Genomic DNA, 21,917 nt, shown 5'->3' with positions numbered 1-21,917 from the left:
TTATTCCCATCTTTTATATAAATTGTGGTCAATTTTTAGTAAATCAAACCATTTTCCTATTATAAAATCCTCCATCATTTCTAAAGAGTCTTGCTTTGAATAATAAGCTAAAATAGGTGGAGCTATAACTACCCCTAAATTAGAGAGTTTTAGCATATTTTCTAGGGCAATTGCAGAAAAAGGCATCTCTCTTGGAGCTAATACAATTTCTCTTTTTTCTTTAAGCATTACTGTAAATGCTCTAGTAATAAGATTGTCACTTATTCCAACTGCACATTTTGCAAGAGTATTCATAGAACATGGAAGGATAATCATCTTGTCTGTTTTAAAAGAACCTGATGAAATAGGAGCTTCTATTTGTGTTTCTTTATAGATAAAAGAGTTTTCTCTTAACTCTAAAAGATTTTTTATATTTAGATTTTCTTCAAGTTTTAAAGCTTTTTTAGCGCTTTTAGAAATAACTGCATGTACTTCAATTTCTTTAGGAAGTTTTTGTATGAATTTAAAACCTAGCCTTGAACCACTAGCTCCAGTTATTGCAACAACTAATTTCATTTAAAACCTTTACGATTATTTAGAAGAAATAGATGTTATCCAAAAATCACTTTATTTTCAAAAGAATTATAAAAAATCTTTAAAATAATTATCTTTGCTTGTATAAAAATTAATCTAATTTTAAGCATTGTTTGTATATCATTTTGTATAACTTTTTTATATCTTAAATTTAACAAAATGTTAATTTATAAATATAAAATAATACTTTTTGTAAAAGGAAATATCATGTCTAGAGTTTTAAGTTTTGTAAGAGTAAATAACAACAATGAAGTTTATACTAAGTCTCAAGTTGAGGGGATTGAAAAATATGTAGAAAAAAACAATATTTCTATTTCTCAAAATATTGAAATTGAGATTGATACACCTGACCAAGAAAAAAATATTTTAGAGTTTTTAAAAAATTGTGAAGCATCTTCTACACTTTTAGTTTATGATTTAAATGTTTTTGGAAGAACAATTGAAACAATTTTAGAGATTGTAAAATTTCTTTTATCTAACAAAATAAGAATTATTGTGATAAAACAAAACCTAGATTTAATTGATGATAAAGATATGTTAACTCAAATGATACTTGGAGTTATTTCTATGACTGTTGGTTTAGAAAAAGAGTTAATGAGTTTAAGAACAAAAGAGGCATTAACTGCAAAAAAATTAAAAGGTGAAAATTTAGGTAAACCAAAAGGTACAATTCAAAAATCTAAATTTGATAAACAAAGAGATAAAATTGAAGAATTATTAGCAGTTGGATTATCTGTTAGAAAAATTGCTAAACTTTTAGGTTATAATAATCACATAGGTTTAAATAACTATGTTAAAAAAAGAAATATTAGACATAATCTTCCTAATACTTTAGATATTGCTAGCTAGGAAGATGAAGAGAGCATGATATGTTTGCAATTTATAATAAGGGTGGCTTAAACTTTAGAAGTACAATAGACAATCTTTATTCTCTTTCTAATGTAGATTCATTAGCAAGAGCTAGAAACAATGTACAAGAAGGCTTACCTAAAGATCATTCTGTAAAAAATAAAAAAAGATCGTTTAAAGACTTTTTAGAAAAAGATGCAACACAAGCGTATAAAGAAGTTGCAAACATTGATACAAAAGAACCTATCTTTCATATAAGTGATTTAATGAATACTGAGGTAATCACTTTAAAATCAAATAATACAATTCAAGAAGCCTTTGATATTATGGAAGAGAAGCAAATTAGACAAATTCCTGTACTTGACAAAGAGACTAATAAAATAATAGGTATGGTAACTCATAAAGTTTTATTAGAATATATATTTAATGATTTAGAATATGCAGAACATAATGCCCAAAGAACTTTAGATATTTTAGAATTAAGAGAAGTTATTACGGCTGATCCAGTTACTGATATTAGAAGAGTAGCTAAAGTAATGGTAGATTTTAGTTTAACTGCAATTCCTGTTGTGGATAAAAATGATAATATTCAAGGAATTGTCTCACGAGCAAATATTTTAAAAGCTATTGCAAATACTCCCCCTTTACAAATTTGGGGTTAAATTTAATATATTTTTATTTTAAATAAAACAATCTAACAAATAATTAATAAATCAATTATAAAATATTTTCCTATAGATATTTTGGAGAATATATTTGAGTACAATAAAGATTTTAGTTTTAGAAAATGAAGACTATTCTAATACTCAGATTATTGATGTACTTAGAAAAAATGGTTTTATTGTAGAAATTTGTGAGAATGAAAATGAATTTCTTGAAAATATATATTATAAACATTACGATTTATATCTTATTGGTATAAATGAAGATTCTCTAGCACGATTTCAATTAATGAAAATATTAAATGAATTTCAAGATTCAACTTTAAAATTAGTTATCTCTTCTCTTCCTAATTTAATAAAAAAATCTTTTATTTGTGGTTGTGATGAATGTTTAATAAAAAATTTAATGGACGAAAAAGAGCTTATATTAAGAATTAAAGCTTTAGTAAGAAGAGAATTTAAAATTTGTAATGATTTTATAAAGATAGGGAAAAACATTAAATATGATATTTTTAATAAGAGGATTTTTAAAAATAAAAAAGAGATTAGTTTAGGAGAAAAACCTCTACTTATATTAGATTATCTTTTAAAATCAAGAGGTATTTTTGTTTCTTCTGAAAACTTAGAAAATGGAGTTTATCCTGCAAATAGTGAATCTAAAAATGGTTCAATAAGATTTCATATTCATAAATTGAGACAGTTAATTGGAAGTGATATAATTATTTCTAGTAGAACTAATGGATATAAAATAAACCTTGATAAATAAAAAGGAAGAAGAGAAGACTCTTCTTTCTTTTTTTATAGAGAGTTTTTAAATAGAATATAAAAGCCCCAAGCAAAATAGACTATACACCAACTAGAAAGAATCCAAAGCACAGAGTTTGCAAGCAGGGTAACTACTTTATCTTTTGAGGCATCAAAGTATCCATCATTTTTTCCAACTTTCCATGCTATGGTTGCAATAAAAGTAACACCTACTGCACCTAAAGAGATAAAAGTTAAAATGAACATACTAATTGAAGACCATTCTATATTTAATGGATATTCATAGATGTTATATCCTAAATTATTCATTATATTAAATCTTAAATATTCTCTAAATCCAGAAATTACTAAAAGAAAAACTAGAAATAATATTGATGTAAGATAACTATTTTTTAATTTAATAGTTGTAAAAATAAGTAAAAAGCCAAAGAGTATAATTAAAGATGAAAAAAAATCTGTAGCTTTTCCTATTTCTAATGACCAAATCAAAAAAAGAATTAAACTTAATAAAAAACCTGAACTTGCGATTTTAGTTCCAAAATTTTTAATTTTTATGAGAAATTTTTTATTTGCATTTTTAGTATTTTCTAAAAAATCACTATAGTTTTGTAAAAATAATCCCACTGCAGGAATACTTAAACTTATAAAAAATAGGTATCTAAAAGTTTCTGGATTAAATGTTAAACCAGAAGTATCTATTATGCCATTAGGGGCATACCACTCTAACCATTTTTCAGGTTGAATTGCTTGTACTGAAAAGATATGCATAAGTAGACCTGCAAATAGTAGCAGTAAAAAAGAGATGATACCTATTAATTTAGTAGAAGTAGCACCTTTTTTATTTGCATAATAGTACCAATAATACATACTATAACCTATAAGTAAAGTATAGATAAAAATAACAACCCATAGACCAGATAGGGTGTTTATAGTATACCAGTTTGGGTCATATATTACTTGAGTAAAAAGTAAAGGGGCAACTCCTAAAACAATAAGTAAAGAGACACTTACTTTTCCTGTTTGAAGTAAATGAGGTGTTAAAAATTTCCATGTTTCATCACTTTTTTGTTTATAAGTTCCATATAAAGATAGACCTAAACTTCCCAATGATAAAAATACAAATAAAGCATGAAGTGCCCAAGTTAAAATATATAGACCTTGAAATACAACAGGATAAAAAGGAACTCCTGCTGGATCTCTTAATAGATTTAAAATATCAGCATTCATTAGTTCTCCTTACTATTTTGTGCTGCAATCCAAGTTGCAATTGCGTCAAACTCTTCATCAGGTAGGTCAATTCTTGGCATATAAGAGATAGCACCTGTTGCTAAAGAGTATTGTAAAAATGATTTAATCATATCTTTATCTTGTCCTACAAACTTATCAAGAAGTGGTCTAAATTTTCCAGTCTTCTCTAATGAGTGGCAGTTTGAACAAGCTATTTTTGTCAAGATTTCTCCAACTTCTAATTTATTCTCTTCAGTAATTGTTTTTAGTCTTTGGGGAATCCAAATATTTGTTTTAAGTAAACCATGTTTAGCAATAATCTCTACTTCATTTTTGATATTCTTACCAGGAACTTCTCTTCCCATAATTTGATTACTATAAACATATTGACCTACCACATATGGTTTTCTAATACTCTCTCTTAATTTCTCTCCTGGCCAAAGACCAAAAATAGCAATTATAAAAAGCATAGTTATAGAGAAAGGTTTATTAATAATAAGTGGCTTAAAGATAGCAAGTGCAAAATATAAAGAGAATACTATTATTAAAATAGCCTTATTCATTATCATATCTGCCATATAAATTTCTAGCAAAAGTTTTGCATTATCTGGTAGTGTTGTCATGTACCACATAAAACATACTAAGGTTATAAAACCTCCAATAAAACTTATAATACCCATTTTTTTTGTTAGTTCTATTCTTAACTCTTTATTTCCTAAAGCAGAAGCAATAATTAAACCTATAACTCCTGACATCATAATCATAAATCCTATTCTTAGAAAAAGATGAGGAAAAGTTGTTAGTCCAAAGAAAGCATCACTTACTGAACCTGTTTGATAAAAGGCATCATTACCTGGCCACATCATAAAACTAATAATTCCGATAATTAAAAATAGTGTTCCAACTGAAGCTAAAGCAAAGGCATAAGTTAATTTTAGATGAGTTTTCTTATCAATTTTATTTATAAAGTAAACGAGGGCAAAAACACCAACTACTTCAAAAACAAAAAATACCCATTCTGTTGCCCATACCCACACAAAGTTGTGGATTAAAGCACTAATTCCTCTGGGACTTGCAGCTGTTGCAGTATACCAAATACCTGGTCCTGTAATAGAGCCAACAACATATGAAAATATTAGCAAAAACATTCCATATTTTTTCATATACTCATAAAGGTCATTTCTATTCTCTTTGTATGCCTTATGTGCAAGAAATGCAAAGAGTAAAGCAGCACCAACTGAAGTATGTGAGGCTAAAATATGAATTGTCCCAGTAATTCCCATAATCCAGGCTGAGCCTATTTCAGGAAAGTAAAAAAGAGGAAACATTCCAATTTGTTCCATTCTTGTTCTCCTTATATATATTTATTTTGCATTTTTGCAAAACTTAAATGCTATGTTAATGCTACACTGTTAATTTTATGTTATGTTTTATTTCTATGGTTATTAATACTTACTTCAATCAACTTATAGTAGAATATTCAACTTTTTACGATTGGAGATACTATGAAAGTACTATTATTAAAAGATGTTAAGGGAACTGGAAAAGAAGGTGAAGTTGTAGAGGTAAAAGATGGATATGGTAAGAATTTTTTAATTGGAAAAGGTCTTGCTCTACATGCAACAAACGAAGTTCTGAATAAATTTAAAGCACAACAAAGAAAAAAAGCTGAAATCGAAGCACAAGAGTTAGAAGAGGCTAAAGAGCTTGGAGAAAAATTAGATTCAACAAAATTAACTATTAAACACAAAGTTGGTGCAAATGGACACCTAATTGGTTCAGTAACTAATAAAGAGATTAGTGAAGAGTTAAAAACACAGTTTGATATCGATTTAGACAAAAAAGCATTAACTTTAAAAACAAAAATTAAAGCAGAAGGTATTTTTGAAGTTGATTGTAAATTAGGTCATGGAGTTCATGCAACTTTAAAAGTGGATATTATAGGAGTTGAATAGTGTTTGACGCAACTACGATACTTGCTTATAAAGGACAAGGACAAGCTGTAATAGGTGGAGATGGTCAAGTTACTTTTGGAAATACTGTTTTAAAAGGTAATGCTACAAAGATTAGAAGACTTTATAAAGATAAAATTTTAGCAGGCTTTGCAGGAAGTACTGCTGATGCATTTAATCTTTTTGATATGTTTGAAGCTCACTTAGAAACAACAAAAGGTGATTTATTAAAAGCAGTTATTGCTTTCTCTAAAGAGTGGAGAAAAGATAAAGTTCTTAGACGATTAGAAGCTATGATGATTGTTTTAAATAAAGAACATATCTTTATTCTTTCTGGAAATGGTGATGTTGTTGAACCAGAAGATGGAAGTATAGCTTCTATTGGAAGTGGAGGAAACTTTGCTATTTCTGCGGCAAGAGCACTTGCAAAGCACTCACAATTAAAACCAGTGGATTTAGTAAAAGAGTCATTAATGATTGCTGGAGAACTTTGTATTTATACAAATCAAAATATTAAAATATTAGAGATAGAGGATTAATAATATAATGAATATGACACCTAAAGAGATTGTTGCATATTTAGATGATTATGTAATTGGTCAAAATAATGCTAAAAAAACAATTGCTTTGGCATTAAGAAATAGATATAGAAGAATGAAGGTTGAACCAGAACTTCAAGAAGAGATTATGCCAAAAAATATTCTAATGATTGGAAGTACTGGTGTAGGTAAAACTGAGATTGCTAGAAGACTTTCAAAAATGATGGGTCTTCCTTTTATTAAAGTAGAAGCATCGAAATATACAGAAGTTGGTTTTGTAGGAAGAGATGTTGAATCAATGATTAGAGATTTAGTTTTTGAATCAGTTAATTTAGTAACAAAAGAATTTGAAGAAAAAATTAAAGATAAAATTGATGAAGAGATTAATAGAAAAATCATTGAAATTCTAGTTCCTCCACTTCCAGAGGGAGCAACTGACAGTGCAAGAGAATCTTTTATAAAAACATATAATAAGATGGAAGAAAAACTTATTGCAGGTGAGTTAGATGATAAAAAAATAGAGATTGAAGTTCCTAAAAAAGCTCATGTAGAGATTATTGATTCTTCTTTCCCTATGGATATGAGTTCTATGCAAGAGAGTCTTAATAAAATGCTTGGTGGAATGAATAAAGAAAAGATAAAAAAAGAAGTAACTATTAAAGATGCAAAAATCCTATTAAAAGATGTTGCAAGTGAGAGTTTACTTGATCAAGAAGCTATTAAGATTGAAGCTCTTAAAAGAGCAGAAAATGGTGGGATTATCTTTTTAGATGAAATTGATAAAATTGCCACTGGTTCAAAATCTCAAAATCAAGATCCATCAAAAGAGGGTGTTCAAAGAGATTTACTTCCAATTGTTGAAGGAAGTTCTGTTCATACTAAATTTGGTCAAATAAAAACAGACCATATTTTATTTATAGCTGCAGGGGCATTTCATGTCTCTAAACCAAGTGATTTATTACCTGAACTTCAAGGAAGATTTCCTTTAAGAGTCGAACTAGAAAATTTAGATGAAGAGGCTCTTTATAAAATTTTAACTAATACAAAAAATTCTTTGCTTAGACAATATAAAGCTTTACTTGCCGTTGAAGATGTAGAGTTAGAGTTTGATGATGAAGCAATACATGCCTTTGCAAAATATTCTGTAACAGCAAATGAAAAAACTGAGGATATTGGGGCAAGAAGACTTCATACAGTTATTGAAAAAGTTATAGAAGATATCTCTTTTGAAGCAGATACAAAAGCAGGTGAAAAAATTATTATTACTAAAGAGCTAGTTGAAGAAAAACTAGATGATATAGTAGATAATGAGGATACAGCAAGGTATATTTTATAAAATAAGCAAGAGTTTAACTTTATTTTTGATAAAATGAGTTAATTTGTAAATTGGAGTAAGTCAATGAAAATTGTAACATTTAAAGAAGTTGAAGAATCATTAATTGATAGTAGTAAACATACAGTTGAACATTTTCAAAGTGGTTGTAGTGGAGATGCTCAAGTTGCTATTATAGATATTAATACAATTTTTGATTTTGAAGAAAATAAGCATGAAGCTTGTGCTGAGAATTTTATTTCAGTTGCTATAATTGATGATGATAGTGATTATGAAGCATTTAAAAACTTTGGAATTGATGCTTGGATTAAAGGAAGTGACTTACAAGATTTAAATTCATTATTAAATTTAATTGAAAAAAGGCATTTCTCATAATTATAGATTCTCATTGTCATTTAGACAATATCCAATATCAAGATGATATTGATGAAGTAATTAACCGTGCACTTGAAAATGGAGTTAAAGGTTTTTTAATTCCAGGTGCAGACTTAAAAGATCTTCCAAAAGCTTTAAAACTAGCAGAAAAATATAAAGAAGTATTTTTTTCTGCTGGTGTTCATCCTTATGATATAGACACTTATGATAAAAAGACTTTAGAAGAGTATCTTACTCATCCTAAATGTATTGCTGTAGGTGAATGTGGTTTAGATTATTATAGACTACCAGAAGATGAAGAAGAGAAAAAAGAGAATATAAGAGTTCAAAAAGAGGTTTTTATTGACCAAGTAGAACTTGCTAAAAAGCTTAAAAAACCATTGATTATTCATATCAGAGAAGCTTCAAATGACTCTAAAATAATTTTAGAAGAGTATAAGGCTAAAGAAGTTGGTGGGGTACTACATTGCTACAATGCAAGCGAACATCTTTTACCTTTAGCTAAGCATAATTTTTATTTTGGAATAGGTGGAGTTTTAACTTTTAAAAATGCTAGAAAATTAGTTGAAGTTTTACCTAAAATACCATTAGAAAAATTGATTCTAGAAACAGATTGCCCATACCTAACTCCTCATCCTCATCGAGGAAAAAGAAATGAGCCTTATTATACAGTTTTTGTAGCTCAAAAGGTTGCAGAATTACTTGAAATGCCTTTATCAGAGGTTGAGAGACTTACTGTAAATAATACAAAAGAGTTATTTAAGCAGTTTTCTACAATAATTTAGATAAAATATTTCCTATTTTAAAAAAATAGGACAATATTTGAAAAGAGTAATTTCTCTAATACTAATTTTTTCTATATACTCTTATGCATCACTAATAGGTTCAGCTTACTCTCAAAGAGACTTACAAATTTTAGAGGATTTAGATATAAATCCATCTTTTATTAGTGATTATAAGCTACAAAAAGTATATACCCAATATCAAAGTAAATATAATTCAAGTAACTATGTTGAAAAATTAAATGAGGCTTCGTTATTTGTTCCAAAAATAAAAGAGATACTAAGAGAAGAAGGTATTCCCGATGTATTTATTTATATGGCAATGGCTGAATCAAACTTTACAATGGATGCAAAATCAAGAGTAAGGGCTACTGGTCTTTGGCAATTTATGAGTGCTACAGGAAAAAGATATGGTTTAGAAAATGATTTATATGTTGATGAAAGAATGGATTTAATTAAATCAACTAAAGCAGCAGCAGATTATTTAAATAGACTACATGATATTTTTGGGAAGTGGTATCTTGCTGCAATTGCATATAATTGTGGTGAAGGTAGAGTAATTGAAGCCATTGCAAGAGCTACAATTGATTTATATGTTGAAAGAAATCCTCATATGAAAAATGATAAGCAAATTGATGAATATAGAAATATTATAAAAGCCTATCAAGAAAAAAGAGTAAAGTTTAGAGAAGTTAGAAAAGTTTATAATGAAGTTAAAAAATGGAATATTGAACCTGATATCAATGATTTATTAACTGTTCAAACAAAAATTAGTAGACAATATATTCCTAGTGAAAGTAGAAGATATATTAGAAAAATTATTTCACTTGCAATGATGAAGTCTCAAAGCTTTATTAGACATGAAGAAAATTCACACTTATTAAATATGGGAATCTCTACTACAGTAGCAACTGTACAAGTAAAAGGTGGACTTCACCTACGAAATATTGCAAACTCAATAGGCATGAGTTATGATGAGCTTTTAAGCTTAAATAAACATATTAAACAATCAATTATTCCTCCTACAAAAGAAGTTTATGAAATAAATATTCCATATAGTAGATTAAGTAGATTTAATGAAACTAAAGATAGTATAAAAGATACTAAATTTGTAGTTCACATTGTAAAAAGAGGTGATACTTTATATGGACTTTCAAGAAAATATAGAATTCCATATAGTTTAATTAAAGATTACAATAAGCTAAAAACAAATAAGTTAGCTTTAAAGCAGAAGATTATTTTACCTATTCCTAAAGATATGATAGGAAAAATAAAATTTTCAAATGATAATAGCTATACAAGCAATAAAAAAAATTATACTGTTAAAAGTGGAGACTCTTTATATTCAATTGCAAAGAAATATAAAATTAATGTTGAAAAATTAAAAAGAGATAATAATTTAAAAACATCACTTTTAAAAATTGGAGATAAAATTGTTATTAGGTAAATCAATAAAAACTACTATTTTTTCTACTGTATGTGCAACAATTATTTTTACAGGTTGTTCAACTAAGTCTACATCAGGTTCATATATCCCTTATTATGGTGGAAGTGAAAAGAAGAATAAAACTTTTAAGCCATTAGGTGATCAAGCGATTAAAAATTCAAAAGCAATGCATCGTGCAACTATGAGACCTTATAAAGTTCATGGTAAATGGTATTATCCTACTTTAGCAAAGGTTGGAGATGTTCAAACTGGTATTGCTTCTTGGTATGGACCTAATTTTCATGCAAAACTAACTTCAAATGGTGAAATGTATGATATGTATGCAATGACAGCTGCACATAAAACTCTTCCTATGAATTCAATGGTAAAAGTTGATAACTTAGAAAATGGGAAATCAGTTGTTGTAAGAATCAATGATAGAGGACCTTTTATTACAGGAAGAATTATCGATTTATCAAATAAAGCTGCTCATGCAATTAATATGGTTGGAAAAGGAACAGCAAATGTTAGAGTTACTGTTTTAGGGTTTAATGCAAAAATTGCTCAAACAGAAGAAGAGAAACAAGAAACAGCAACTGTTGGAAGATATTATGTTCAAGTAGGTGCTTTTAGTAGATTAGAGGGTGCAAAAATTACAAAAAGAAAATTTGAGCTAATACTAGAAGATGGATATAATGTTATAATTAAAAGTACTGATTTACATAGAGTTTGGATTAGTGGATTTAGATCAGAACAAGAAGCACAAGATTTTAAAGAAGCAAATGGTCTAAAAGGTGCACTAATTATTGCAAAATAGGAAAAAACATGACAGAGATTAATAGAAAAACAAAAGAGACTGATATTAAATGTAAACTTGATATTAAAGGTAATGGAACATCTAAAATTAATACAGGTGTAGGTTTTTTTGACCATATGCTTGAAGCTTTATCAAAACATAGTGGTATTGATATTGAACTATCTTGTGATGGAGATTTACATATTGATGCACACCATACTGTAGAAGATTGTGGAATTGTTTTAGGAAAAGCTTTAAAAGATGAGATTTTTCCAATTGAAAATGTAGAAAGATATGGGAATGCGACAGTTGTTATGGATGAAGCAGCAACTACATGTGCCTTAGATTTATCAAATAGACCTTTTTTAGTTTATGAAGTTAATGTTAGTGGAAAAGTAGGGGAGTTTGATGTTGAGCTTGCTGAAGAGTTTTTCCATGCTTTAGTTATGAATGCCGGTCTTACATGTCATATAATTAATGAAAGAGGAAGAAATAAACACCATATTTTAGAAGCGAGTTTTAAAGCTTTTGCAGTAGCTTTAAGAAGAGCTATGGCTAAAAATGAAAAACTAGGTGTTCCTAGTACAAAAGGTGTTTTATGATTAAGTTAATTGTTCTTGATGTTGATGGTACATTAACAAATGGACAAATAACTTACACAAATAGTGGAGATGAATTAAAATCTTTTGATGTAGCTGATGGTTTAGCAATTGCAACATGGACCAAAAAATTAGATAAAAAAGCAGCTATTATTACAGGTAGAACATCTAAAATTGTAGAGCAAAGAGCAAAAGATTTAAAAATAACGCATCTTTACCAAGGTGTGCATAATAAAGATGAAATTTTAGAAAATATTTTAAAAGAAGAGAATATCTCTTGGCATGAAGTTGCTGTAATTGGAGATGATTTAAATGATTATAAAATGTTAAAAAAAGCTGGACTTTCATTTACTCCTGCAAATGGGTCAAAATATATAAAAGATATTGTTAATATTAAGTGTGAAGCCTTTGGTGGAAGTGGTGCAGTAAGAGAGATGATTGAATATATAGTAAAAGAAGATGGTATTGAAGAGGAATTTATAAACTCATGGCTATAAGAGCATTTGTTTTAATTCTTTTAGTTTTATCAGTAACTAGTTATTTTATTCCGGTTAAAAATATAGTTAAAAAAAATAGTGAGCAAGAGATACCTTTATTAGTTTTTAATGATTCTACAATGTATACACTTACAACTGATAGTATGAATAGAATTGTTTATGCAAAAGAGGTTTTTAGGTTTAAAGAGAGAGATGTAATGCATGAAGGTGCATTAACTCTTAAAAAATTAGATAAAGATAATAATTATGTTACAGATGTTTTATATTCTGATGTAATAGTTAAAAGAGCTGATATCTATAAGTTTTTTAAAAATGTAAGATTTAGAAGAGATAATATTATAGCTTTAGATACAGATGAGCTTTTTTATAATGTAAAAGATGAAGTTGTTACTAATACTTTACCATTTAATGGTATATATAACAATAATTTAATCAATGGAGAGAATCTTTATTTAGATATGAAGAGTTATTATATGAAATCAAATAATACTCATTTTGAAATTGATATGAAAAAATAGATGAAGGAAAATATTTTATGAAACTATTATTAAAACTAGCACTGCTATCTACTTTGGCTTTTGCTAATGCAAGTAGTGAAAAACTTATAATTGATGCAAAAAACTTTGAAACAGATGATAATAAAGGTATTTCAATCTTTACAGGAAATGTAAAATTAAAAATGGCAAAAGATAGGCTTAATTCAGATAAATTAGAAGTTTTTATGACGCCTAATGCAAAAGGTAAAAACTTAGAGCCTTTAAAATATATTGCTACTGGAAATGTAAGTTTTACAATTTTTTCAAATGGTAAACACTATAATGGAAAAGGTAATAAAGTAATTTATGATCCTAAAAAACTTGAATATACTGTAATTGGAAAAGGTTACTTAAATGAAGTAACAGAAGATAGAAAGCTTTATGGAGAGAAGATTTTTATTAATCAAGAGACAGGAAATGCAAAAGTTAGTGGGACAGATAATAAACCAGTAAGGTTTATTTTAAATATTGATAGTGGTAAAAAATAATGAAAATAGTAGATGCACAGTTTTTAACTTCAGCTCAAAGTATTGTAGATTCTCCAGCACCTGATAGAGCAGAAGTTGCTTTTTTAGGAAGATCAAATGTAGGTAAATCTTCTTTATTAAATACTTTAACAAATAGAAAAGGTTTAGCTAAATCTTCTTCTACTCCAGGAAAGACTCAATTAATTAATTATTTTGAAATTAAATTCAAAACAGGAAATGAAGAGTTACCTTATCTTTATGCTAGATTTGTTGATTTACCAGGATTTGGTTATGCAAAAGTATCAAAGAGTTTAAAAAGAGAGTGGAATAAGAATTTAACAGGATATTTAGAAGAGAGACCTTGTTTACAAATTTTTGTTCATTTAATTGATGCAAGACATCCTGAATTAGATATTGATAGAAATGTTGATGAGTTTTTATCAACTATTAAAAGAGGAGATCAGATTATTCTTCATGCTTTTACAAAAATTGATAAATTAAAACAAAATGATTTACAAAAACTAAAAAGAGCTTACCCAGATGGTGTTTTTATCTCTAATTTAAAGAAAAAAGGTTTAGAAGCACTTCAAAATAGAATTACAGGATACTTATTTGGAAATTAAATTTTATAAACCTGATGTAACTCATATTGCTTCAATGCAAGCATTAGTAAAAGAAGAAGTAGAAAGTGGAAAAATTCTTCTTCGAACAGAAGATGAAATGGCTAATACTATAAGATCTTATACTATTGTTGAAGTAGATGGAGAGATGGCAGGTTTTACAGCTTTACATATTCATTCTTGCAGATTAGCAGAAGTTAGAAGTTTAGTTGTATCTAAAAAATTTAGAGGCTTAAAACTTGGACAAAAACTTGTACAGGCCTGTATTGAAGAAGCAAAAAAATATAAACTTCAACAGATTTTATCTTTAACTTATGAACAAGGTTTCTTTGAAAGCGTAGGTTTTACAAAAATTGAGAAAGAAGATATTCCTGAACATAAAATTTGGGCAGATTGTATTAGATGCAAACACTTCCCTATTTGTGAAGAAATAGCAATGGTATACGACTTATGAAAAAAATTCTGCTTTTAGTAATTAGTACTTTTCTTTTATTAAAAGCAGATTCTTCAGTTATCTACAAAACTAATTTAATTAATCTTACAAAAGAGGAAAAACTCTTTTTAATCGAAAAACATATCAAATGTGTAGTAACAAAAAACTGGCCACCTTTTAATTATGAAGAAAATGGTAAATTAGTAGGTATTTCTCATGATTTTTGGGAGTTAGTTAAAAATAAAACTTTAATTGATTCAGAATGTAAAGCAGTTGATAGTTTTCAAGATGCAATTACTTTAATTAAAGAGAAAAAAGCAGATGTAGCTTTATCTACAGCAATTACTGACAATAAATTATATTATGGTAGATTTTCTAAACCTTATGTTTCTTATCCAATAGCAATTGCTACAACTTTAGATAAACAATATATCTCTAGTACAGAATCATTAAACAATAAAAAAGTAGCTGTGGGTAAATTTTATAGTACATATCAAATATTAAAAAGCAAATATCCAGAAGTAGAGTTTGTAGAGGTTAAAGATAATATTGAAGCCTTAAAACTTCTTTCAAAAGGAGAGGTTTATGCTGTAATTGATATTTTACCTGTGTTATCTCTTATCATTGCAGATTATGGCTTTAAAGATATAAAAATAAGTGGAACTACTGAGTTTAACTTTGATGTTAGATTTATGGTTAGAAGTGATTATGAAGAGCTTATTCCAATTATAAATAAGGGAATTGAATCAATAACTCATAAAGAATCAAATGAGATAAAAAATAGATGGTTGTCTGTAAGGCTTGAGAGTATTGTTGATTATTCTAGATTTTGGGAAATTAGTTTTATTGGTATTTTAGTTTTACTAATTTTATCATACAGACAATATATTTTAAATAGACATAATAAAAAACTTCAAGAAGCTAATGAAGAGATTGAAAAAAAGACAAAAGAGTTAGAACAAAAGACTAAGCAAGTTGCAAAACAAAAAGAGCTTTTTGAAAAGATTTACCATGAGTCAACAGATGGTATTTTATTAATGCTTTTAGAAACAAAAGAGATTATGGATTGTAATGATTCTGCATTAAGAATATTAAAGTATAAAAATAAACAAGAGTTTTTAGATTTAGAACTTTCAGACCTTTTCCCTACAAAACAACCAAGTGGGCTCTCTTCGGTTTTTAATATATATAAAATGCTTGATACTGCAATTGAAAAAGGTTCTAACTCTTTTGAATTTGTTTTTAAAAATAAAAGAAGTAAAAATATTTGGCTAGAAGTTGTTTTTACTACAATTACTCTTGATGATAAAAACTTAATACATGTTGTTTTAAGGGATATTGATAAAAGAAAAGAGATGGAAGAGGAGTTAAATATTTTAACTCATAATCTAGAAGATAAAGTAAAACAAGAAGTAAAAAAGAATGAAGAAAAAACAAAACAACTTCTTCAACAAAGTAGATTGGCTCAAATGGGAGAGATGATCTCTATGATTGCTCATCAATGGAGACAACCCTTAACGGCAATCTCTGCTACTACAAATAATTTATTACTTCGTATGATGATTAAAGATCGACCAAGTGATGAAAACCTAAGAAGAGAAATTTCTTTGATTTCTGATTATTCTCAACACTTATCAAATACTATTGATGATTTTAGAAACTTCTTTAAATCAGATAAACAAAAAATAGAGACTACCTTAGAGAGTATTGTTTCAAACTCAATAAATATTATAAGAAATTCATTAGAGGGGAATAATATAAAACTAACAGTAAATTTCAACTGTTATGAGAGTGTTAATGTTTTTGCTTCGGAAGTAAATCAAGTGGTTTTAAACCTTATTAAAAATGCAGAAGATGCTATTTTAGAAAATAAGGTTGAAAAAGGAGAAATCAAAATTTCAACTTCATGTGAAGATGATTTTTGTTTTATTGAAATAAGTGATAATGGGGGAGGAGTCCCTGAAATGATTATGGAAAAAATCTTTGATCCATATTTCTCAACTAAAAAATCAAAAGAGGGAACGGGATTAGGTCTTTATATGAGTAAGATTATTGTTAATGACCATTGTAAGGGAGAGTTATCAATTAAAAATAGCTCAGAGGGAGCTATTTTTAGAATTAAGATACCATTTTTGCCTAATTAATAATTTTATTAAGATGATTTTTGATAATCACAGGAACAAAGAACATTGATACTATATAAGATATTAATGTTCCTCCAATTAAAGCAACTCCTAAGCCACCAAATACAGCATCAGTAGCTAATAATGTTGAAGCAAAAACCATTGTTAAAACTGTTAAAATAATAGGTTTTGAACGTGTTGCTGTTGCTTTTGCAATTGCTTCATTTATACTAAGACCTTTTTCCTCTACTAACTGTTTAGAAAAATCGATAATAAGTGTTGAGTTTCTTGAGTTTATTCCAATAAGACCAATAAAACCTATTAAAGAAGTTGCAGTTAAATAAAAAGTATCACTTGTAATTAAATCCATAATTATATGAGCAAAGATAACTCCAATTATTGAAATAAAACTTGCAAGAACAATTCCTCCTGAAAGAGCAAAACTTTTATAATATACAACCATTAAAAAGAAGATTAGTACAAGAGCAATAATAAAAGCTCCACCTAAATCTATAAAAGTATCTATTGTGACTTTTAACTCTCCATCCCAAACTAATTTAAACTTCTCATTTGTAAGTTTATTTGTAAATTCAAGATTTAGCATATCAGCTTTTGTTACTTCATATTTATCATCAAAGTTTTCTAAAAAATCATTCCTTGCATCAAGTAGAGGGTAGATTTGACTATCTTTATTTGTTTCAGCAATAACATTTATCATAGAAGCTAAATTTTTTGAAGTAAGTGTTGCTTCTTTTTGAACTTTTTTTATTGAGATAAGTTCACTTAAAGGAACAGTGAAACCATGTTTATTTATAAGTTTTAATTTTGAAAACTCTTCTACAATAGCCTCTTTATCATTACTTTTGAAAATTCTATTTTCATTTAGTCTTAAAAAAATTGGTATTTGGCTTTGTTTATCACTTTCATTTACAACAGCTATTTCTAGACCTTCATAGGCTAAATAGATGCTATTTTTAACTTGTTCTAATGAGATACCACTTTGTATGATTTTATTGTTATCAAGTTTTATTTCAAACTTATTATAAGCCTCATCAGCCATAATATCAACATCAACTAAGGTTTTTTGCTTCTTTAAAATAGCTGCTACTTTTTCAGCAAATTCTCTTCTATTTTCAAAAGAGTCTCCTCCATAAATTTCTGCAACAATTGAGGCTAATACAGGAGGACCAGCAGGTAATTCAATAAGTTTTATATTTGCATCATATTGTGAACATCTCTTTTGTAACTCTTCTCTTATCTCACTTACAAAATTATAACTTTGAATATCTCTTTGTGAAGCTTTTTTAATATTTACCATTATTTCAGCTTGAGATTGTTTATCTTTTAAAGCACTTTGCTTAACTAAAGCTGCAAAATCTAAAGGTTGGCCTTCTGCAATAAAAACAGAGATATCTGTAACTAGCTCTTTATTTATTAGTATCTGCGAAATACATGAAGTAACTTCTTTAGTTTGTGAAGTAGAAGAACCATCTTTTAAATCTACATATACAGAAAAAGTATCAGAATCTTTACTTGGCAACATTTTTGCTTTTGTAATCTCTGTTGGAAAGGTTAAAACACTTAAAATAAATAAAACTAAAGTGATAAGATATATCATTAAAGATTTTGAAGGGTTTTCAAGTATTGAATAAATAAATTTTTCTAATTTCATCTTCAACCCTTATAAAAATTTTTTTACTAAATATGGAGTAAAAACATATGCAACTATTAGTGAAACAATAAGTGCAATAGGAACAAAAACAGGAAGAGGGTGCATAAATTGACCCATCATTCCCCCAACAAAGAACATAGGTATAAAAGTCATAATAATAGCAATTGTTGCAATATTTGTTGCATTTCCTATCTCATTTGTTGCATTTATTGAAAGAGTTTTTATATCAGTAACATTTTTATCCTCTTTTTTATGTCTTACTATATTTTCAATAACAATAATAGCTGCATCAACCAACATACCTAAACTAACTATAAGAGCAAAAAGGGTGATTCTATTTATGGTCTCATCAAATAAGAATCCTATAAAAAGAGTAAGAGATAAAATCATAGGAACTAATAATGATACAATCATAGCCTCCTTTAGTCCAAGTGAAAAAATTAGTAAGATAGCTATAATTACAATTGAAATTAAAAGGTTTTGTACTAAAGAGTTAACGGCATTATTTGCTGTATAACCATCATCTCTTGTAATTACATATTTAATTCCTTTTTTAGCAAATTCCTCTTTTTGTTCTTGCATAAAAGAGAAGACTTTTTCATTTATAGTAACTGAGTTTGTTCCTTTTAATTTAGAGATAGTCAATGTTACTTGAGAGATACCATCTTTTAACTCTTTTGTATAAAGTACTGCTTCTTTTTTATTTTGAATATCATGAGACTTTTCAATCCTTGCTATATCTTTTAAATAGATAGCTATTCCAAAATTATATGAAACAATAATATTCTCTAAATCCTCTTTTGATTCGATTGCATTTTTGATATTCAAAATTGTTAAATCATTTTGAAAATTGTCACTTGTTATAGTTGAAGAAGTATGTGCTAAGGCTTTTATTCTATTTGCAATTTGACCTAAAGATAGATTATATTGTGAGAGTTTATTCGCATCTATATTTATATTATATTGGTCTTTTTTTTCTCCTTTTAAATCAACAAGAGCAACATTCTCAATTTTGTTTATTTCATGTCCTAACTTACTTACTTCATTAAAAAGTTCTGCCTTTGAAATAGAGTTATCTTTTGCATAAAAAGCAATAGTTGCAATTGGAATATCTGTATCTATATCCATTGTTTTTACTATAGGAGGAAAAGCTCCTTTAGGAAGCATATCCATATTTCTCATTACTTGGTCATAAAGTTTTAAATTTGACTCTTCTTTATCTTCTCCAATAAAATATTGCACTTGAACAATGCCTAAAGAGTCTTTTGCATAAGAGTAGATATGTTCTACTCCTTCTATTTCTCTAATTTTTTTCTCTAAAGGCTCAATAATAACTTTTTGAATTTCACTTGGTTTTGCACCAGGAAGAGCAACTATTACAGCTCCACCACTTACTTTTATTTGAGGATTCTCTTCCCTTGGCATAAACTCCAAAGAGATAAAACCTAAAGTAAGGATAAATATCGCTAAAATAGCTGTAAGAGGGTGCTCAATAAAAGTTTTAGCAAGCCTTCCTGCAATATTTAATTCATTATTCATTTACAAATTCCAAAAAGAGTTTTGCATACATACCTGGGTAGAGTTTTTTATCTTGTTTATCAAAATCTATTTTTACAATAAAAGAGTGAGTCATACTTTGAGTATCTGGAATAATTGAAGTGATTTTACCTTCAGTTTGAAAAGCTAATGATTCAATAAATACTTTTACCTTTGTTCCAATTTTTACTCTTTGTAGGGCACTTTCAGGAATAGATGTTTTTATTTTTAAAGAGTCTAAATCTGTTAAAATAAGTGCTGGCATAGAAGGAATAGCAATCTCTCCTTCTTTTATACTCTTTTTAATAATTAAGCCATTATTTGAAGCTTTTATATTTAGATATTCATATTGAGTATTTACTTCTTTTATTTTTGCTTTTGCAATATTTAGTAAATTTTTTGTATTGTCAAGTTGTAGTTTTAATTGCTCTAATTCATATTTTGCAACTAAATCCTTCTCATATAGTCTTTTATATCTCTCATAATTTAATTTAATATTTGCAAGACTATTCTCTAACATCTCTTTATTATACAAAGCCTCTTTTTTTAAACTATCAATATTAGAAGAGTCAATTGAATAAAGAGAATCTCCTTTTTTTACAAAATCTCCCTCTTTTACATAAACTTTTTTGATAAGTCCCATAAATTTACTTGAGATAATCTTTTCATTATCAGAGATTACTGTACCACTTATTTCCATTGCTTGTAAATTTATAATTAATAAAATAGTTAAGATTAAAATTTTTTTCATATATTTTCTCCAAAAAGATTATTTCCAATTGCTAAATTAAGAGTTGCAAGAGCTAAAGATTTTTCATATAAAGCAAGTATATATAAAGCTTCATTATTTCTATAAATAGCCTCTTGTTTAAGAAGTTCAGACATTGAAATTAGTTTATTTTTATACATTAGTTTTGATTGTTCTAAGACATCTAGAGCTAACTCTTTTGCTTTAAGTTTCTCTTTTAAAACTTTTGTTTTTGCTTTTAATGTAAGTTTAGCTTTTTTGATTTCTAATTTAATACTATCTTCTAACTCTTGTTTTTGTAATAAAGATTTTTTATACTCTAATTTACTCTTCTCCAAATCACTTGCTCTACTTGGGTCAAAAAGTGCAATTTTTATTCCAATTAGGGCTAAGTAGTAATCCTTTTCATCATTACTTGTGATTTTATTATCATTTATTCCATACTCTAAATGAGAGTAAATATTGGGATAATAAGAGGCTCTATTTAAACTGATATTCTTTTTATAAATATCATTTGCAGTTTTAATAATCTTTATTTCATCTCTTGTCTCTAAAGCTTTTTCAAATGCACTTTGTTCATTTATATCTACTTCATAACTTTTTAGCTCTTCTACATCTGAGATATTTTCAATTCCTGTTAAGAATGAAAGATAAGCTAATGAGAGTTCAAAATTATTTTGAGCTTCAATTAAAGTACTTTGGGCATTTAATTTTTTAACTTGAGCCTGTTTTTTATCAATTTTAGTAACTAAACCCTCTTTATAAAACTCATAGGCTATGGTTTCATATTTTTCAACTGCTATTTTTGCCTCTTGTGCGGCTTTTACAAACTTTTTAGCCACAACACTATTATTATATGCTTTTAATACCTCTAGTGATAGATGATTTACATTGATATTTAATTTAATCTCTTCTGCTTTTTTTTGTAAGCTAATCATATCTTCTTGGTTTGAGAGTTTAAAACCTGTGAACAAAGGGATATTATAAGTGATTTTACTATTAAAATTTTTTCTACTTTCTGGGTAGTTTAAATCTTTTGGTTCTGTATTTATGGGCTCTTTAAATTGAGAAAAACCAAAATCCTCAAAAGTAGCCTCTCTTGAAGAGAGTTTATAATTAAAGACATAACCAGCATGGTTTGTTTTACTTGCTTCGTGAATTAGATTTAAATTTCCTAAAGAGTAAGATTTGATTTTAACTAAATCTTGATTTTTCTCTTCAATCTCAATCTTTTGTTGCTTTATTTTTTTACTATTTTCTAAAGTACTGTTAAGAGCTTTTTCAAAAGAAATTGTTTGAGAAAAACTAAGAGTTGATAGTAATAATAAATATAATATCAACTTATGCATATCTGCTCCTATGAATTATTTTGTGGGATTATACAATAAAAAATAGTATAAATCTATT

General features: G+C 27.5%; 22 protein-coding genes and 1 pseudogene. 17 read left to right on the top strand and 6 right to left on the bottom strand.

The genetic code is table 11. The features are described 5' to 3' along the window. Entirely contained in the window at nucleotides 1–555 is a 555-nt protein-coding gene (locus ABIV_RS07840; RefSeq protein ID WP_114839343.1) for a UbiX family flavin prenyltransferase, read from the bottom strand. Between the two features lie 225 nt (nucleotides 556–780). Between ABIV_RS07840 and ABIV_RS07835 the strand changes: the two genes are divergently transcribed. The 3 genes from ABIV_RS07835 (at nucleotide 781) to ABIV_RS07825 (ending at nucleotide 2,850) form a co-directional block, all read left to right on the top strand. Further along, nucleotides 781–1,422 (top strand): recombinase family protein, encoded by a 642-nt coding sequence (locus ABIV_RS07835; protein ID WP_114839342.1) that lies wholly within the window; start codon nucleotides 781–783, stop codon nucleotides 1,420–1,422. A gap of 20 nt (nucleotides 1,423–1,442) precedes the next feature. Next, complete coding sequence (locus ABIV_RS07830; RefSeq protein WP_114839341.1) at nucleotides 1,443–2,084, top strand: CBS domain-containing protein; 642 nt, start codon at nucleotides 1,443–1,445, stop codon at nucleotides 2,082–2,084. Nucleotides 2,085–2,178: 94 nt separating this feature from the next. Beyond that, nucleotides 2,179–2,850, top strand: a complete 672-nt coding sequence (locus tag ABIV_RS07825; protein ID WP_114839340.1) for a response regulator transcription factor — start codon at nucleotides 2,179–2,181, stop codon at nucleotides 2,848–2,850. Between the two features lie 32 nt (nucleotides 2,851–2,882). Here ABIV_RS07825 and ABIV_RS07820 read toward each other — a convergent pair whose 3' ends face one another. Further along, on the bottom strand, nucleotides 2,883–4,076 hold the full coding sequence (locus ABIV_RS07820; RefSeq protein ID WP_114839339.1) for a hypothetical protein: 1,194 nt from the start codon (nucleotides 4,074–4,076) through the stop codon (nucleotides 2,883–2,885). Then, nucleotides 4,076–5,419: a c-type cytochrome gene (locus ABIV_RS07815; protein ID WP_114839338.1), complete on the bottom strand. Its 1,344-nt coding sequence runs from the start codon at nucleotides 5,417–5,419 to the stop codon at nucleotides 4,076–4,078. The genes ABIV_RS07820 and ABIV_RS07815 overlap by 1 nt, the downstream gene beginning before the upstream one ends. A 162-nt stretch (nucleotides 5,420–5,581) precedes the next feature. On the opposite strand from ABIV_RS07815, the gene rplI reads away from it, so the two are divergent. From rplI to ABIV_RS07745, 14 genes are all read left to right on the top strand, one after another. Further along, entirely contained in the window at nucleotides 5,582–6,031 is a 450-nt protein-coding gene (gene rplI, locus ABIV_RS07810; RefSeq protein ID WP_114839337.1) for a 50S ribosomal protein L9, read from the top strand. Continuing rightward, the gene (gene hslV, locus ABIV_RS07805) at nucleotides 6,031–6,567 is read left to right on the top strand and encodes an ATP-dependent protease subunit HslV (protein WP_114839336.1); all 537 of its coding nucleotides are present in this window, start codon (nucleotides 6,031–6,033) and stop codon (nucleotides 6,565–6,567) included. Before rplI ends, hslV begins: the two co-directional genes overlap by 1 nt. A 7-nt stretch (nucleotides 6,568–6,574) precedes the next feature. Continuing rightward, entirely contained in the window at nucleotides 6,575–7,903 is a 1,329-nt protein-coding gene (hslU, locus tag ABIV_RS07800; RefSeq protein WP_114839335.1) for an HslU--HslV peptidase ATPase subunit, read from the top strand. 63 nt (nucleotides 7,904–7,966) lie between these two features. After that, nucleotides 7,967–8,275 carry a hypothetical protein gene (locus ABIV_RS07795; RefSeq protein ID WP_114839334.1) on the top strand — a complete coding sequence of 103 codons (309 nt, stop codon included), beginning with the start codon at nucleotides 7,967–7,969 and terminating at the stop codon, nucleotides 8,273–8,275. Beyond that, nucleotides 8,272–9,060 (top strand): TatD family hydrolase, encoded by a 789-nt coding sequence (locus ABIV_RS07790; protein ID WP_114839333.1) that lies wholly within the window; start codon nucleotides 8,272–8,274, stop codon nucleotides 9,058–9,060. Before ABIV_RS07795 ends, ABIV_RS07790 begins: the two co-directional genes overlap by 4 nt. Before the next feature lie 37 nt (nucleotides 9,061–9,097). Continuing rightward, nucleotides 9,098–10,504 (top strand): lytic transglycosylase domain-containing protein, encoded by a 1,407-nt coding sequence (locus ABIV_RS07785; RefSeq protein WP_114839332.1) that lies wholly within the window; start codon nucleotides 9,098–9,100, stop codon nucleotides 10,502–10,504. After that, nucleotides 10,491–11,300 carry a septal ring lytic transglycosylase RlpA family protein gene (locus tag ABIV_RS07780; protein WP_114839331.1) on the top strand — a complete coding sequence of 270 codons (810 nt, stop codon included), beginning with the start codon at nucleotides 10,491–10,493 and terminating at the stop codon, nucleotides 11,298–11,300. The genes ABIV_RS07785 and ABIV_RS07780 overlap by 14 nt, the downstream gene beginning before the upstream one ends. A gap of 8 nt (nucleotides 11,301–11,308) precedes the next feature. After that, entirely contained in the window at nucleotides 11,309–11,881 is a 573-nt protein-coding gene (hisB, locus tag ABIV_RS07775; protein WP_114839330.1) for an imidazoleglycerol-phosphate dehydratase HisB, read from the top strand. Next, entirely contained in the window at nucleotides 11,878–12,375 is a 498-nt protein-coding gene (locus tag ABIV_RS07770; protein WP_114839329.1) for a KdsC family phosphatase, read from the top strand. Before hisB ends, ABIV_RS07770 begins: the two co-directional genes overlap by 4 nt. Further along, nucleotides 12,366–12,893, top strand: a complete 528-nt coding sequence (locus tag ABIV_RS07765) for a hypothetical protein (RefSeq protein ID WP_114839328.1) — start codon at nucleotides 12,366–12,368, stop codon at nucleotides 12,891–12,893. The genes ABIV_RS07770 and ABIV_RS07765 overlap by 10 nt, the downstream gene beginning before the upstream one ends. Before the next feature lie 17 nt (nucleotides 12,894–12,910). Beyond that, a complete protein-coding gene (locus ABIV_RS07760; protein WP_114839327.1) occupies nucleotides 12,911–13,399 on the top strand; it encodes an LptA/OstA family protein in 489 nt (162 codons plus the stop codon). Beyond that, the gene (gene yihA / locus ABIV_RS07755) at nucleotides 13,399–14,001 is read left to right on the top strand and encodes a ribosome biogenesis GTP-binding protein YihA/YsxC (RefSeq protein WP_114839326.1); all 603 of its coding nucleotides are present in this window, start codon (nucleotides 13,399–13,401) and stop codon (nucleotides 13,999–14,001) included. Before ABIV_RS07760 ends, yihA begins: the two co-directional genes overlap by 1 nt. After that, nucleotides 13,991–14,452, top strand: coding sequence for an N-acetyltransferase (locus ABIV_RS07750; RefSeq protein WP_114839325.1), 462 nt, complete (start codon nucleotides 13,991–13,993; stop codon nucleotides 14,450–14,452). Before yihA ends, ABIV_RS07750 begins: the two co-directional genes overlap by 11 nt. Then, a complete protein-coding gene (locus ABIV_RS07745) occupies nucleotides 14,449–16,575 on the top strand; it encodes an ATP-binding protein (protein WP_114839324.1) in 2,127 nt (708 codons plus the stop codon). Before ABIV_RS07750 ends, ABIV_RS07745 begins: the two co-directional genes overlap by 4 nt. On the opposite strand, the pseudogene ABIV_RS13695 reads toward ABIV_RS07745, so the two are convergent. The 3 genes and pseudogenes from ABIV_RS13695 to ABIV_RS07725 all read right to left on the bottom strand — a co-directional run bounded on the left by ABIV_RS13695 (nucleotide 16,568) and on the right by ABIV_RS07725 (nucleotide 21,859). Next, nucleotides 16,568–19,765: pseudogene (locus tag ABIV_RS13695) on the bottom strand (efflux RND transporter permease subunit). The gene ABIV_RS07745 and the pseudogene ABIV_RS13695 overlap by 8 nt on opposite strands. Beyond that, nucleotides 19,758–20,513: an efflux RND transporter periplasmic adaptor subunit gene (locus tag ABIV_RS07730; protein ID WP_114839321.1), complete on the bottom strand. Its 756-nt coding sequence runs from the start codon at nucleotides 20,511–20,513 to the stop codon at nucleotides 19,758–19,760. Before ABIV_RS07730 ends, ABIV_RS13695 begins: the two are co-directional and overlap by 8 nt. Next, a complete protein-coding gene (locus ABIV_RS07725; protein WP_114839320.1) occupies nucleotides 20,510–21,859 on the bottom strand; it encodes a TolC family protein in 1,350 nt (449 codons plus the stop codon). Before ABIV_RS07725 ends, ABIV_RS07730 begins: the two co-directional genes overlap by 4 nt. Nucleotides 21,860–21,917: the final 58 nt, after the last annotated feature.

Origin of the sequence: Halarcobacter bivalviorum (genome assembly GCF_003346815.1) — a bacterium.
GTDB classification, from domain to species: domain Bacteria; phylum Campylobacterota; class Campylobacteria; order Campylobacterales; family Arcobacteraceae; genus Halarcobacter; species Halarcobacter bivalviorum.
Note: the sequence above shows the minus strand (reverse complement) of the source record. Positions and strands in the feature narration are given on the sequence as shown.

Bases quoted from the DNA above. Each gene is read 5' to 3' on its own strand.
- ABIV_RS07840 (WP_114839343.1), bottom strand. From the start codon at position 555: ATGAAATTAGTTGTTGCAATAACTGGAGCTAGTGGTTCAAGGCTAGGT.
- ABIV_RS07835 (WP_114839342.1), top strand. From the start codon at position 781: ATGTCTAGAGTTTTAAGTTTTGTAAGAGTAAATAACAACAATGAAGTT.
- ABIV_RS07830 (WP_114839341.1), top strand. From the start codon at position 1,443: ATGTTTGCAATTTATAATAAGGGTGGCTTAAACTTTAGAAGTACAATA.
- ABIV_RS07820 (WP_114839339.1), bottom strand. From the start codon at position 4,076: ATGAATGCTGATATTTTAAATCTATTAAGAGATCCAGCAGGAGTTCCT.
- ABIV_RS07815 (WP_114839338.1), bottom strand. From the start codon at position 5,419: ATGGAACAAATTGGAATGTTTCCTCTTTTTTACTTTCCTGAAATAGGC.
- rplI (WP_114839337.1), top strand. From the start codon at position 5,582: ATGAAAGTACTATTATTAAAAGATGTTAAGGGAACTGGAAAAGAAGGT.
- hslU (WP_114839335.1), top strand. From the start codon at position 6,575: ATGAATATGACACCTAAAGAGATTGTTGCATATTTAGATGATTATGTA.
- ABIV_RS07795 (WP_114839334.1), top strand. From the start codon at position 7,967: ATGAAAATTGTAACATTTAAAGAAGTTGAAGAATCATTAATTGATAGT.
- hisB (WP_114839330.1), top strand. From the start codon at position 11,309: ATGACAGAGATTAATAGAAAAACAAAAGAGACTGATATTAAATGTAAA.
- ABIV_RS07770 (WP_114839329.1), top strand. From the start codon at position 11,878: ATGATTAAGTTAATTGTTCTTGATGTTGATGGTACATTAACAAATGGA.
- ABIV_RS07765 (WP_114839328.1), top strand. From the start codon at position 12,366: ATGGCTATAAGAGCATTTGTTTTAATTCTTTTAGTTTTATCAGTAACT.
- ABIV_RS07760 (WP_114839327.1), top strand. From the start codon at position 12,911: ATGAAACTATTATTAAAACTAGCACTGCTATCTACTTTGGCTTTTGCT.
- yihA (WP_114839326.1), top strand. From the start codon at position 13,399: ATGAAAATAGTAGATGCACAGTTTTTAACTTCAGCTCAAAGTATTGTA.
- ABIV_RS07745 (WP_114839324.1), top strand. From the start codon at position 14,449: ATGAAAAAAATTCTGCTTTTAGTAATTAGTACTTTTCTTTTATTAAAA.
- ABIV_RS07730 (WP_114839321.1), bottom strand. From the start codon at position 20,513: ATGAAAAAAATTTTAATCTTAACTATTTTATTAATTATAAATTTACAA.
- ABIV_RS07725 (WP_114839320.1), bottom strand. From the start codon at position 21,859: ATGCATAAGTTGATATTATATTTATTATTACTATCAACTCTTAGTTTT.